This window comes from Halomonas sp. DP5Y7-2, from assembly GCF_019802025.1.
Lineage (GTDB): Bacteria > Pseudomonadota > Gammaproteobacteria > Pseudomonadales > Halomonadaceae > Halomonas > Halomonas litopenaei_A.
In genome coordinates this window covers 398,997-412,341 of the sequence record NZ_JAHVHY010000004.1, presented here as the reverse complement: position 1 = coordinate 412,341, position 13,345 = coordinate 398,997, and the positions used below count along the sequence as shown (strand labels likewise).

Here is a 13,345-nt window from a genome sequence, read left to right as displayed (position 1 = left end):
CGATTGCGCCACAGAGTGCCAGACTTTACGGCAGGACGCCGCTGCTCACCGGTAAAGGTGAGAAACCCACCCTTCACTCCCGTAAAATAACTACATATTCGACCAAAGCATTCGGTTAAAAGGGAGGAATGCGGTCAAATGTTTGGTAAAGTTACATACCTGACCCGCATCAACACGTTTGAGGTTGACCATGGCTAGCCAGCAAGCTTCTTCGCTCGATCCCACTGTTGCCCGCGTTACCGAACGCATCCGCGAACGCTCTCGTGAGAGACGTGCGCTCTACGTGGAGCGCATGGAGGCCCAGCATCGTCGCGGAGTTCATCGTGCGGAACTGTCCTGCGGCAACCTTGCTCATGGCTTCGCGGCCTGCGGTAGCGAGGACAAGAATCAGCTGAAACTGATGAACAGCGCCAACCTGGGAATCATTTCGTCCTACAACGACATGCTGTCCGCCCACCAGCCGTTCGAAACCTTTCCCGAGACCATTCGGGAGAGCGCTCGCCAGATGGGGTCCACCGCACAATTCGCCGGCGGCGTGCCCGCCATGTGCGACGGGGTCACGCAAGGCCAGCCAGGCATGGAGCTATCACTGTTCTCCCGTGACGTGATTGCCATGGCGGCCGCCGTAGGCCTGTCCCACAACATGTTCGATGCCGCACTCTACCTCGGGGTGTGTGACAAGATCGTGCCGGGCCTGTTTATCGGCGCTGCGCGCTTCGGCCATCTGCCCACCACCTTCGTTCCCGCCGGCCCCATGCCAAGTGGCCTGCCCAACAAGGAAAAGGCGCGGGTCCGCCAGCTGTACGCCGAGGGCAAGGTGGGTCGCGACGAACTGCTGGAGGCCGAGTCCGAGAGCTATCACAGTCCGGGCACCTGCACGTTCTATGGCACCGCCAACTCCAACCAGCTGATGATGGAATTCATGGGGCTGCACCTGCCCGGGGCTTCCTTCGTCAACCCCGGCACCCAGATGCGCGAGGCGCTGACGCGGTTTGCCACCGAACAGACCATCCGTAACACCGAGCCCGGCGGCAACTACCGCCCCTTCTATCGGCAGATCGATGAACGCGCCATCGTCAATGCGATGGTCGGGCTACTGGCTTCCGGTGGCTCCACCAACCACACCATGCACCTGGTCGCCATGGCGGCTGCCGCTGGCATCACGATCACCTGGGACGACTTCTCGGAGCTGTCCTCGGCGGTACCCAGCCTGACGCGGGTCTACCCCAACGGCCAGGCCGACATCAACCACTTCCAGGCCGCAGGCGGCATGAGTCTGTTGATTCGCGAGCTGCTTGGCGCGGGCCTGATCCACGGCGACATTCCCACCGTGTTCGGCGACGACCTCACCGCCTACACCCAGGAACCCTTCCTGGAAGACGGCAAGCTGGTGTGGCGTGAAGGCCCATTGGAAAGCCTCGACACGGATGTGCTGCGTCCGGTGGCCAATGCCTTTGCCCCCACCGGAGGCCTGAATGTGCTGCAGGGCAACCTGGGCCGCGGCGTCATCAAGGTCTCGGCAGTGGAGCCCCAGCACCGCATCGTGGAAGCCCCGGTCAAGGTCTTCGAGGAGCAGAATGACCTGAAGGCGGCCTTCGATGCGGGGGAGCTGGATCGGGACGTGATCGTGGTGGTGCGCTTCCAGGGGCCAAAGGCCAACGGCATGCCCGAGCTGCACAAGCTGACCCCCTACCTCGGCGTGCTCCAGGACCGCGGCTACAAAGTGGCACTGGTCACCGATGGCCGTATGTCGGGTGCGTCAGGTAAAGTGCCGGCAGCGATTCACATGACACCGGAAGCACTGGACGGTGGCCCCCTGGCGAAACTGCGTGATGGCGATATCGTCCGCCTTGACGCTGACAAGGGCGAGCTGTCCGTGCAGCTCGATAATGCCGAGTGGCAGGATCGTCCGAAGCGCGTGGCCGAACTGGACCACTATCATGTGGGCCTGGGACGTGAACTGTTCGGCGGTTTCCGTCATCTGGCCATGGGCGCAGAGGAAGGTGCTGGCGTATTTGGCGGTTTCGAGGCCGACGACCTGGTACGCCAGCAGCAACAGATTCACGACGAGGACGCCTGACCACGCCATGACACGTCAAGCGCTGATCGGAGATATCGGCGGCACCAACGCGCGCTTTGCGCTGGTGTCGCCGGACCACCCTGCCCCCCACCACATCATGACGCTTCCCTGCGCCGACTATCCGGGAGTGGTCGAGGCCGTTCAGGACTACCTGGGCCAGGCAGGTGCCAGCGGCCAGGATGCGCCGAAGGAAGCCTGTCTGGCCTTCGCCTGTCCGGTACACGCCGAACGGGTCAGCATGTCGAACAATCACTGGGATTTTCTCAAGAGTGATGTACGACGCGAGCTGGGGCTCGATAACTTCAAGGTCATCAACGACTTCATGGCACAGGCCCTGGGCGTCCCCCATGTCGCTGCCCATGAGCTGGTCAGCATTCAGACGGGTGACGAGGTCGAGCATGCCGCGCGCCTGGTGATCGGCCCGGGCACTGGCCTTGGCATGGCGGGCGTGTTCCCGGCGCGGCGTGCCTGGGTGCCCTTGCCCAATGAGGGCGGACACGCAAGCTTTGCCCCCACGGATGAGCTGGAGCTGGACATCTATCGCCACTTTCACCGCCGCTACGGGCGGGTCAGCGTGGAGCGCATCCTGTGCGGCCAGGGTCTGCTGGACCTGTACCGCGTGCTGGCCGACATGGACGGCCAGCCGGCACTGGCGTCATCTCCGGCGGAGGTGACCAGCGCGGCCAACAGCGGCGACCCTCTGGGGCGTGATACCATCCTGCGCTTTCTCAAGATCCTCGGTGATGTGTCAGGCGATGCCGCCCTGACCCTGGGAGCCAGAGGGGGCGTCTATCTGTGCGGAGGCATCGTGCCGAGACTGGTGGACTGGCTACCCCACAGTGGTTTTCTCAGCGCTTTCAGCAGCAAAGGCCGTATGCGCCCCTACAACGAAGCCATCTCCATACAGGTGGTCAAGGCCCCCTGGACGGGCTTGCTGGGCGCCGCCGAGGCGCTCCACAACGAGGAGGTCGAATGATTCCGGCAACGCTGCAGAGTTTGATCAATGACGTGCAAGGCCAGGGCCGTATCCACTGGGCCGGTCGTGAGGTCTGGGTGGCCAACGAGTCCTGGGGGCAGCTGGCGATCTCGCTCCAGGGGGCCCAGGTACTGCACTTTTTACCCGCGTCCGACCCCACGCGAGCCGCAGGCGCTTCTTCTTCCGCGCCCGACCCCGCGCGAGCCGCAGGCGCTTCTTCTTCCGCGTCCGACCCCGCGTCAGCCGCAGGCGGCGAAGTCGATAGCGGTGCGGATGACGCGCTGGTGCCCGGGGGTTGGCTGTGGGTAACGCCGACGCCCCAGCAGGTGCCGGGTGCCATTCGCGGCGGGATTCCGCTGTGCTGGCCATGGTTTGCCGACGAGAACACGGCGGACGAGTCTGCCGATCGTTCTGGGCCGATGCACGGTCCGGCGCGCAAGGCTGACTGGCAGCTGGATGCGGTGGATGAGCACGAGGACGGCGTCGAGGTGCATCTGTCGCTGCCTCAGCGACTGCACAGCCAGCTTCATCCCCGCGCCGTGGTCCAGGCCAACGCCCAGCGCCTGCATGTCGAGCTGATCACCGAGCACCTGGGGGAAACCCCGGTCAAGATGACTGCCGCGCTGCATAGCTATCTGGCCGTGGATCAGGTCTTTGCCTGCCGCGTCGAAGGACTGGCTGGCGCCCGCTACCTGGACAAGCTCAAGGGCTTTGCCGAGAGCGAGCAGATCGGCGAGCTAGGCGTGCGCGAGGGCATTGACCGGATCTACCACTCCAACGCCGAGGTGGTGCTGGATGACGGCCACCGGCGCCTGCGCATCGCTCGTCAGAACAGCGACTCCGTGGTGGTGTGGAACCCGGGCGAGTCTCCCAACCCGGACACTCCCCTCGACGCCGCACGTCGCTTCCTGTGTGTGGAATCCGCCAACACCCGCCTTGACCCGGTGTGGCTGGTACCTGGAGCCCAGCACATGCTCGGCACCACCCTATCATTGGCCAACGACTGATCGCCGAGGAGCCTCCCATGACCCCTGTGATCGCCTTCGGAGAAGCGCTCGTGGATATGCTGTCCAGCCGGCTGGGCAGCAGCACGCAAGGTCCAGAGACCTTCACGCCCTACGCCGGTGGCGCACCGGCCAACGTCTCGGTGGCCTGCGCCCGCCTGGGTCTCACCAGTCGTTTTCTGGGCATGCTGGGAGACGACCACTTCGGTGACTTCATCGCTGCCGAGCTTCAGCACCACGGTGTCGATGTCAGCGGCGTTGCGCGCACGAAAGAGGCCCGCACCGCCCTGGCCTTCGTCTCACGTGATGACCAGGGTGAGCGCACCTTCGACTTCTATCGGCCGCCTGCCGCTGACCTGCTCTACCGCACGGAACACCTGCCCCAGGGCGTCTTTGCAGAGCCCGCCATCGTGCACCTCTGCAGCAACAGCCTGACGGATGAGGACATCGCCGAGACCTCGCTGGCCATCACCGAGATGGCCGCGCGAGCAGGCTGCCTGGTCAGTGTGGACGCCAACCTGCGCCATAATCTGTGGCCAGATCATCAGATCGACATAGGCCTGGTCACCCGCCTGCTGGACCAGGCGGACCTGATCAAGCTGTCGACCGACGAACTCGACGCCCTGCGTGGCGATCACCCCCGGGAAGACTGGTTGGCCGAACGACTGGCGGCCGGAGCACGCCTGATCGTGATCACTGATGGTCCCGGCTCGGTGGCAGCCCATACGATTCGCGGCGTGACTCACATGACACCGCCAGCGGTGACGGCGGTTGACACCACCGCTGGCGGCGATGCCTTTATCGGCGGCCTGCTGGCGGCCCTTGCCGACCACGACTGGCAGCAGCCCGACTGGGCCCAGGACGGCGCCTTTCTTGAGCGCGCCCTGACCCTGGCATGTCGCTGCGGCGCCCATGCCGTGACGCGCCCCGGTGCGTACTCGGCGCTGCCCCGGCGAGAAGATGTGATCGACTGAAGCGATCCGCTACGGTGACTGCCCGCCCCCGGGGCCGTCGCCTGTCGTTCCATCCGCGCAGCGTAGTGTCACGTCAGCGCATGGATGCAGATGCAGTGTTTGCTCAGGCCAGATCCCTGGCCTCGACAAGGTGACGCCCAGCCGGGGCCAGGACGGCACCGTCGACCAGCGCCTGGGCAATCCTTGATACCGGACTCGGGCGCCACTGCCTGGGCAGCAGCGGCCGCAGCAGACGCGACGCGGCCAGGCCCAGGCGCTCGCCGCGACGTACCTCGAGGCGCTGGCCATCGATCAAGCCAGGCCGCACTATCGTCAGGCTATTGAAGTCGAGTCCCCCTAGCGCGTCTTCCAGCTCACCCTTGACCCGGGAATAGAAGAAGCGTGAGTGGGGGCTGGCGCCCAACGCCGAATTCAGAGAGAAACGCTGGGCCCCTCCAGCTCGCGCCTGGCGGGCGAACCACAGCGGTAGTTCCAGATCGACCCAGCGAAAGGCGTCGCGAGATCCTGCCGCCTTGAGGGTGGTACCCAGGGCGCAGATGACGGCGTCGACGTGCCACCGTTCACCGCCTTGTTCGAGCTGGGCAAAGTCCACGACAGGACTCGTCAGGCAGGAGTGCTCGCGCTGCAGCGGTCTACGCACCGGCGCCACCACGGCACTGACCTGCGGATGATCCAGCAGCCTGCTCAGCACCTCCTGCCCCACCAGTCCCGTCGCTCCCAGTAACAGCACCTTCATGTCGCCGCCTCCGCCGCGTTGAGAATGCCCTGCATCTTGCCATGCCGGGACGATATCCGAAGCCATATCCGTGGCTATAGCGACATTGTGTGGACGAGCTCACGACGAAGCAAAAAAAATCCGGCCAGAGGCCGGATCAAGGACAGCACCAGCTGTCGAGAGAGAGCACATGGATCATCATCCAGTGCAGAGAGCTCAGTGATGGAAGCGGTCAGCGGCTTCCTTGGCCAGGGCGCGAATGGCATCCCAGTCACCGGCATCGACCAGCGACTTCGGCGTCAGCCAGGAACCGCCAACGCACATCACATTCGGCAGTGCCAGATACTCGGAGGCATTGCCCAGATTGATGCCGCCGGTAGGACAGAAGCGCGCTTCGCCGATCGGGCCACCGAAGGCCTTGAGCGCCTTGACGCCTCCGCTGGCCTCCGCCGGAAAGAACTTGAAACGACGGTAGCCATACTGCCAGCCGGTCATCAGCTCGGAGATGGTGGCGACACCGGGCAGCATGGGCACCGGGCTTTCCACGCCATAGCGATACAGTGCATCCGTGGCGCCGGGGGTGACCACAAAATCCGCACCGGCCTGCTCGACCTGACGATACTGGGCCGGGGTCAACACCGTTCCGGCGGCGATGCTGGCCTGAGGCAGTGCCTTCTTGAGGCGCGCGATGGCCTCGATGGCGCAATCCGTGCGCAGGGTGACTTCCAGCACGCTGAGACCGCCTTCCACCAACGCACGCCCCATCGGCACAGCATCCTCGATGCGGTCGATGACGATGACGGGAATGACCTCTGCCTTGAGGCAGATGCTGTCCAGTTCAGTGGTACGAGTGGAGGGAAGCTGTTTTTCAATGGTCATGAGTGACTCCAGAATTCAGGGTGCCCAGTAGACGGCCAGCGGGCAGCTCAGGAAGGCGCGGATGGGCAGTTCCCGCACGTCGTCTCCGGCCATGGCGGAGGCCAGCACCGAACGCTTGTCGTCGCCGGTAAGATGCAGCACGTGGCGACGTGCATGGTGCAGTCGCTCGGCACTGAGGGTGATGCGAGCCTGAGGCTGACTGGGGGTGCGCACCGCCACGGTCAGTGCATCGGTGCTCAGGGCCAGGTCCAGCTCGCGGCTATCGGGGAACAGCGACGCGGTGTGCCCATCACCGCCCATGCCGAGGATGACCACCGACGCCGGCCAGGACAGACCGGCCAGCCGCTCGGCCACCTCTTCAGCGCCCTGCTCCGGGGTGGCATGGTCTGTCGTCAGCGACACGAAGTTGGCGCTTTGAGCGTGATTGACCAGCAGATGTTCACGCACCAGACGGGCATTGGCGTCATCTGCATCAGCCGCGACCCAACGTTCATCAGCCAGCGTCACGTCCACTCGTTGCCACTCCAGCGACTGTCGCGACAGCGCATGAAAGAAGGGCACCGGAGTCGAGCCCCCGGAGACCACCAGCAGAGCCCGCTGCTGCACCGTCAGGTCTTCACGCAACGCCGCCGCCACACTTTCGGCCAGCTGATGGGCCAGTTGCTCGCGCGGCGACAACTCGGAACCTTGTGCACTCATATCAGTAGTCCTCGTACCAGCTGCGACCATCCTGGGTGATCATGGCGATCGAGGCCACCGGCCCCCAGGAGCCCGCAGGATAGCGACGCGGCGGTTCATTGCGGTCTTCCCAGGTGGCGATCAGCTCGTCGCACCAGCGCCAGGCATGCTCGACTTCGTCACGCCGCACGAACAGGTACTGCTGCCCCTTCATCACCTCGAGCAACAGCCGCTCGTAAGCATCCGGAATACGGGCCTTGGGGAAGGCGCTGTTGAAATCCAGATGCAGGGGCCCCCGGCGCAAGCGCATGCCCTTGTCGAGGCCGCTGTCCTTGGTCAGCACCTCCAGGCGAATGCCTTCCTCAGGCTGCAGCCGGATGATCAGCTTGTTGGCGGCGATCGCGCGCTGATCCGGGTCAAAGATGTAGTGCGGTTGCTGACGGAAGTGGATCACGATCTGCGACAGCTTCTCCGGCATGCGCTTCCCGGTGCGCAGATAGAAGGGCACGCCCGCCCAGCGCCAGTTGGCCACTTCGGTCTTCATGGCCACGAAGGTCTCGGTGTAGCTTTGGGTATTGGCGCCCTCTTCCTCGAGATACCCCGGCACACCCTGGCCGTTGCTGGTGCCCGCCGTGTACTGGCCCCGCACCACGTCGCGACCAATCATGTCATCGGTAAACGGCTTCAATGCCTTGAGTACCTTGACCTTCTCGTCACGAATGGCATCCGCGTCCAGGTTGGCTGGCGGGTCCATGGCGATCAGGCAGACCAGCTGCAGCAGGTGGTTCTGGACCATGTCGCGGAGCTGTCCGGCCTGGTCGAAATAGCCCCAGCGCCCTTCGATCCCGACCTTCTCGGCCACGGTAATCTCGACGTGAGAAATATGGTTCTGGTTCCACTGGGTGCCGAACAACGGGTTGGCAAAGCGCAGTGCAATCAGGTTCTGCACGGTCTCCTTGCCGAGGTAGTGATCGATTCGGTAGATGCGCGACTCCGGGAATACCGCTCCCACCGCATCATTGACCTCACAGGAGGACTCCAGGTCGTAGCCGATGGGCTTTTCCACCACCACGCGGCTCTCGTCATCCAGACTGCCACTGGCCTCGAGATGTCGACAGATATCCCCGTACAGGCTGGCACCCACGGCAAGATAGACCACCAGCGGGCGCTGCTGGGCCTGCTGCTTGCGCCAGTCGGCAATCGCCGTGTAGCCCTCCACCGTGGTGAAGTCGACGGTCAAGAAGGACAGGCGCTCCAGGAAGCGCGACACCACCTTGTCATCCAGCTCGCTGGCCTTGACGTACTCCTTGAGCGACGCATGGATGCGCTCCCGGAAGGCGTCGAGATCGATATCCTGGCGTGCCAGTCCCAGCAGCCGGGTATCCGGATGCAGCAGACCTTCACGATCGAGCTGGTAGAGCGCGGGAAACAGCTTGCGGCGAGACAGGTCGCCCAAGGCGCCAAACAGCGCCAGATCAATGTCGGTGCGCTCGGCGTCACTGGAGCGGGAGTGTCGTGTCATAACCGTCCTCGTGTGCTGGTAGACTCCTGACGGGCGGGGCCAAGGCATCTAATGGCTGAGTGACTCGCCGCAGGGATATCTAAGTTTACAAAAAAATAGTCGAAATTCCGCGGCGAGTACACACAATATTTTGTAAACTTACACAAAATTTGAGCTCGCTGCGCTTATACATTCGGTGTACATTGCGGGGACATCGAATGTGGATTGGATGTCGTCGGCGAGACAGCTAGGATAGCTGGCATTGTGTAGTTAAATCACCACATCCCCTGAGGGAGTCGCCCTGGCTACCCCTTCACCCCACCGTCCCATTCACCCACGCCGCTACGGAGCCACTGCCGACCATGGTTCGCCACGATCTTATCGAACGCATCCGCGCCCGCCTGGACGAGCTGAATCGCTCCGAACGCAAGGTCGCCGATGTCATTCTGGCCGACCCTGCCGCCGCGACCGGCATGAGTATCGCCAGTTTGGCTCAAGCCGCATCGGTCAGCGAGCCTACCGTCAATCGCTTCTGTCGCAACTTCGACGCCAAGGGCTACCCGGACTTCAAGATTCAGCTGGCCCAGAGTCTGGCAGGGGGCACCCCCTATGTCAGCCAGGCAGTGGAACCCGATGACAGCGCCGAGGCCTACACCGGCAAGATTTTCGGTGCCACCATCGCCGCACTCGATCTCGCCAGCCGCGAGGTCTCGCCCGAACGTATCGACCGCATGGTCGACTATCTGATCCAGGCCAAGCAAATCCATTTCTTCGGCCTTGGCGCCTCCGGAGCCGTCGCCCAGGATGCTCAGCACAAGTTCTTCCGCTTCAACCTCCCGGTCAGCGCCTACGTCGATGTGCTGATGCAGCGTATGGTGGCCTCGGCCTGCCACACCGGGGACGTCGTGGTGGTACTGTCCTACACGGGACGAACGCGAGAACTGGTCGATATCGCCGCCATCGCGCGGGAACATGGTGCCGTGGTGCTGGGCATCACCGCCCCGGATTCTCCCCTGGCTCGTCAGTGCACCGAAACCCTGACGGTCAGCGCACCGGAAGACACCGATCATTACATGCCCATGACGTCGCGGATGGTGCAGCTCGCCCTGATCGACGTCCTCGCCACCGGGGTCACACTGCGACGCGGCGAGGACTTCCTTCACCACCTCAAGAAGATCAAGGACAGTCTGCGCAGCACTCGCTACAGCGTGGACGACTGAGTCGAGCCGCTGTCGCGGCATGCGGCTTGCCTCAAAGGGGTATTGGCACAACAATAGGCGCCCTGCCCCGCGGGAATGCCCTCGCGATGGCTGACCATGCACCTCATTGCTCAAAGGCTGCCCCATGCGCTCACTTGCTTCGCTGACGTCGTTGCTGGCTATCGCCACCGCCGGCCTGATTGGCCTGCCCTCCGTCGCCGCCGCGGACACCTTCCGCTTTACCGCCATTCCCGACGAAGACGAGTCGCGCCTGGTTGAGCGTTTTTCCAAGGTAGCCGACTATCTCTCCGACACCCTTGAGGTGGACGTGGAGTATGTGCCCGTCAAGTCCTACGGCGCCGCCGTCACAGCCTTCCGCAACGATCAGGTGCAGCTGGCCTGGTTCGGCGGACTTTCCGGGGTACAGGCACGACGCCTGGTACCTGGCTCCCAGGCCCTGGCCCAGGGCGTCGAAGACGCGGCCTTCGAAACCTATTTTCTGGCCCACGCCAGCACCGGCCTGGAACCCGCTGATACGCTCCCGGACAGCATCGAAGGCAAGACCTTCACCTTCGGCGCCAAGACGTCCACGTCAGGCCGCCTGATGCCCGAGCACTACCTGCGCGAGCGCTTTGATGCCGCCCCGGAAGAGCTGTTTACCCGGGTGGGCTTCTCCGGTGACCATTCGCGCACGATTGCGCTGGTAGAAGCTGGCACCTACGACATCGGTGCGGTCAATTTCAAGGTCTGGGACGCGGCGCTGGCCAACGGCGACGTGGATACGGACAAGGTCGACGTGATCTGGTCCACACCCAGCTACCCGGACTACCAGTGGACCCTGCGTGGCGACGCCGATGAGACCTTTGGCGCAGGCTTCACCGACAGAGTGCGCCAGGCACTGCTGAGCATGGATGATCCTGAGCTGCTCGAGAGTTTCCCGCGCTCAGGCTTTATTCCTGCCGACAACAACATGTACGCCCCCATCGAGAGCGTCGCCGAGAACCTCGGCCTGCTGCGCTGATGTCACAAGGCCCCAAAGACACTGCCTCGATGTCCGAGGCAGTGGACTTCACTGGCCTGAGCCTTGACGGCGAGGATCTCGGTCACGGACAGCAGATCGTGTTAAGGGATGTCCGGCTGCGGCTGGAGCCAGGCCAACGAGTGGCGCTGCTTGGGGAGAGCGGTGCCGGCAAGTCCACCCTGCTGGCCACCTTGCGTCAGCGTCTGGGAGCGCACGCTGCCTGGTGTCCACAACACCATGGTCTGGTGCCCCAGCTCTCGGTCTACCACAACGTCTATATGGGACGACTGGAGCACCACTCGGCGCTGGCGAACCTGTGGAACCTGGTGCGGCCACTGGCCAGCTGCTGGAAGGACATCACCGCGCTGTGCCAAGCGCTAGGCCTCGACGGACTCGCCCGACGACCGGTGGGCCGCCTTTCCGGCGGCCAGCGCCAGCGCGTGGCCATCGCCCGGGCCCTCTACCAGCAGCGGCCGGTATTCATTGGTGACGAGCCCGTCGCCAGCGTCGACCCCCATCAAGCCATGTCCCTGCTGGACCGGATTGACGCCCAGCACACCACGACGGTAATGGCGCTGCACCAGCGGGAACTGGCCCTGAGCCACTTTGACCGGGTCTGGGGCTTGGCTGACGGGCGACTCGTGCTGGATGCCCCCAGCCATAACCTGAGCCTTGCCGACCTGGACGCGCTGTATCCCAGTGCGACGGCTGCGCCTGACGCGTCCGCCATCACCAGTGAGTCAGCGATCCCATGATGGCCAGCGGTGACTCCCGTCCCGGTCTGCTGGCCGGCGACGGCATCGGCGCTCGGCTGGCCCGGCATAGCCTGTGGCTGATCGCGCTGGCACTGATCGCCATTCCGCTGGCGGACCTCGAGATTCTCAGCCGTGACCCCTGGGCGGAGCTGGGACGCATGGCGCTGGGCCTGGCGCTGCCGGATCTCGGTGCCATCGAAACGCCGCTCCAGGCCATCGGCCTGACCGTCGCGGTGGCGTTCTGGGGAACCTTGAGCGGTGTCGTGCTCGGTTTGCCACTGGCATTGGTCTACTCGCGCTCGCGCTGGGTGCGCGCCGCCTCGGCGGGTGTGCGCGCGGTGCACGAGTTGTTCTGGGCCCTGCTGTTCCTGCAGGTGTTTGGCCTGTCGGCGCTGACTGCCCTGGCGGCACTGGCGATCCCCTATGCCGGCATCTTCGCCAAGGTCTACGCGGAGATTCTGGAGCAGACCCCGCGGGCCGCCCAGGAGGCCCTGCCGGAGGGCACAAGCCGGCTGGCCAGGCTGGCCTATACCGAACTTCCTCTGGCATTCGCCCAGTTGGCCGCCTATACCCGCTACCGCTTCGAGTGCGCGCTGCGTGCCAGTGTTCTACTGGGCTTCGTCGGCTTGCCGACGCTTGGCTATCAGCTCGAGAGCGCCTTTCGCGAAGGCCGGTATCACGAGGCAGGGGCCCTGCTGTGGCTGTTCTACGCCTTGATCGCCACCTTGCCCTGGTGGGCCCATCGCCGCCTGCTGCCGCTGGGTATCGCCAGTGTCACCCTGCTGGGACCATGGCCGGAGATCGATGGAGGGCTGCTGTGGCGCTTCGTCAGCCAGGATCTCTGGCCTCGTGCCCTGCTGACGGGAGATATCAGCGGCCTTGTCGACTGGCTGATGAGCTTGCCTGCCCTGGTGACAGCGGTCGCCAATACCCTGCTGCTGGGCTTGCTCGGCACGGTGGGCGCTCTGCTGATCGCACTGGCGCTGTGGCCGCTGGCATCACGTCACTTCGGCAACTCGCTGACGCGGGGCGCAGGGCGGGGCATTCTGATCCTGCTGCGCTCTACCCCAGAGCTCATGCTGGCCTTCATCTTTCTGCTGCTGCTGGGCCCGTCGTTGCTGCCCGCCTGGCTGGCACTGGCACTGCACAATGGCGCATTGATTGCCTTTCTGGTCAGCCGCCACGCCCATGCCATCGAGCCCGGCATGGCAGGGCTGCCGGCATCAGGACGGCTGGCCTACGAGCTACTGCCCCGGGTCTACCCAGGCATGCTGGCCCTGGTCTACTACCGGGCCGAAGTGATTCTGCGGGAGAGCGCGCTGCTGGGCATGCTCGGGGTGGCCACCCTGGGTGACATCATCGACGATGCCTTCCAGATGCTGATGTTCGACGTGGCCTTCGCCCTGCTGGTGGTGACGGCACTGCTCAATATCCTGGTCGACGCCCTGGCGAGGCGTCTGCGTCCCTGCGAGCCGCCCATCGACGACCCCTGCCTGCGCTGACCTCATGCTGGAAACGACGACGCCGACCCAAGGGTCGGCGTCGTGGCTCACGATCTGCTGC

At 64.3% G+C, this 13,345-nt stretch carries 12 protein-coding genes; 8 read left to right on the top strand and 4 right to left on the bottom strand.

Annotated elements, in window-relative coordinates; translation table 11 throughout:
• The first annotated feature begins 190 nt into the window (after positions 1–190).
• The 4 genes from edd to KUW18_RS08585 are packed head-to-tail and all read left to right on the top strand — an operon-like array spanning position 191 to position 5,034.
• Positions 191–2,080, top strand: coding sequence for a phosphogluconate dehydratase (gene edd, locus KUW18_RS08600; protein WP_206941235.1), 1,890 nt, complete (start codon positions 191–193; stop codon positions 2,078–2,080).
• Positions 2,081–2,087: 7 nt separating this feature from the next.
• On the top strand, positions 2,088–3,056 hold the full coding sequence (gene glk, locus KUW18_RS08595) for a glucokinase (protein ID WP_222561181.1): 969 nt from the start codon (positions 2,088–2,090) through the stop codon (positions 3,054–3,056).
• Positions 3,053–4,063: a D-hexose-6-phosphate mutarotase gene (locus KUW18_RS08590; protein WP_222561180.1), complete on the top strand. Its 1,011-nt coding sequence runs from the start codon at positions 3,053–3,055 to the stop codon at positions 4,061–4,063. The genes glk and KUW18_RS08590 overlap by 4 nt, the downstream gene beginning before the upstream one ends.
• A gap of 17 nt (positions 4,064–4,080) precedes the next feature.
• Complete coding sequence (locus tag KUW18_RS08585; protein ID WP_222484888.1) at positions 4,081–5,034, top strand: carbohydrate kinase family protein; 954 nt, start codon at positions 4,081–4,083, stop codon at positions 5,032–5,034.
• A 103-nt stretch (positions 5,035–5,137) separates the two neighbouring features.
• Here KUW18_RS08585 and KUW18_RS08580 read toward each other — a convergent pair whose 3' ends face one another.
• The 4 genes from KUW18_RS08580 to zwf form a co-directional block, all read right to left on the bottom strand.
• Complete coding sequence (locus tag KUW18_RS08580) at positions 5,138–5,770, bottom strand: oxidoreductase (protein ID WP_206941243.1); 633 nt, start codon at positions 5,768–5,770, stop codon at positions 5,138–5,140.
• Between the two features lie 195 nt (positions 5,771–5,965).
• The gene (locus KUW18_RS08575) at positions 5,966–6,628 is read right to left on the bottom strand and encodes a bifunctional 4-hydroxy-2-oxoglutarate aldolase/2-dehydro-3-deoxy-phosphogluconate aldolase (protein WP_206941245.1); all 663 of its coding nucleotides are present in this window, start codon (positions 6,626–6,628) and stop codon (positions 5,966–5,968) included.
• A 15-nt stretch (positions 6,629–6,643) separates the two neighbouring features.
• Positions 6,644–7,327 (bottom strand): 6-phosphogluconolactonase, encoded by a 684-nt coding sequence (gene pgl, locus KUW18_RS08570; RefSeq protein ID WP_222561179.1) that lies wholly within the window; start codon positions 7,325–7,327, stop codon positions 6,644–6,646.
• A 1-nt stretch (position 7,328) separates the two neighbouring features.
• Complete coding sequence (zwf, locus tag KUW18_RS08565; protein WP_222561178.1) at positions 7,329–8,828, bottom strand: glucose-6-phosphate dehydrogenase; 1,500 nt, start codon at positions 8,826–8,828, stop codon at positions 7,329–7,331.
• 341 nt (positions 8,829–9,169) lie between these two features.
• Here zwf and KUW18_RS08560 point away from each other — a divergent pair, with 341 nt between their 5' ends.
• The 4 genes from KUW18_RS08560 (at position 9,170) to KUW18_RS08545 (ending at position 13,284) form a co-directional block, all read left to right on the top strand.
• A complete protein-coding gene (locus tag KUW18_RS08560) occupies positions 9,170–10,027 on the top strand; it encodes a MurR/RpiR family transcriptional regulator (protein ID WP_206941251.1) in 858 nt (285 codons plus the stop codon).
• 124 nt (positions 10,028–10,151) lie between these two features.
• Positions 10,152–11,027 (top strand): putative selenate ABC transporter substrate-binding protein, encoded by an 876-nt coding sequence (locus KUW18_RS08555; RefSeq protein ID WP_222561177.1) that lies wholly within the window; start codon positions 10,152–10,154, stop codon positions 11,025–11,027.
• 29 nt (positions 11,028–11,056) lie between these two features.
• Complete coding sequence (locus KUW18_RS08550; protein ID WP_206941255.1) at positions 11,057–11,782, top strand: ATP-binding cassette domain-containing protein; 726 nt, start codon at positions 11,057–11,059, stop codon at positions 11,780–11,782.
• A complete protein-coding gene (locus tag KUW18_RS08545; protein ID WP_261396486.1) occupies positions 11,779–13,284 on the top strand; it encodes a PhnE/PtxC family ABC transporter permease in 1,506 nt (501 codons plus the stop codon). Before KUW18_RS08550 ends, KUW18_RS08545 begins: the two co-directional genes overlap by 4 nt.
• The last annotated feature ends 61 nt before the right edge of the window (positions 13,285–13,345 follow it).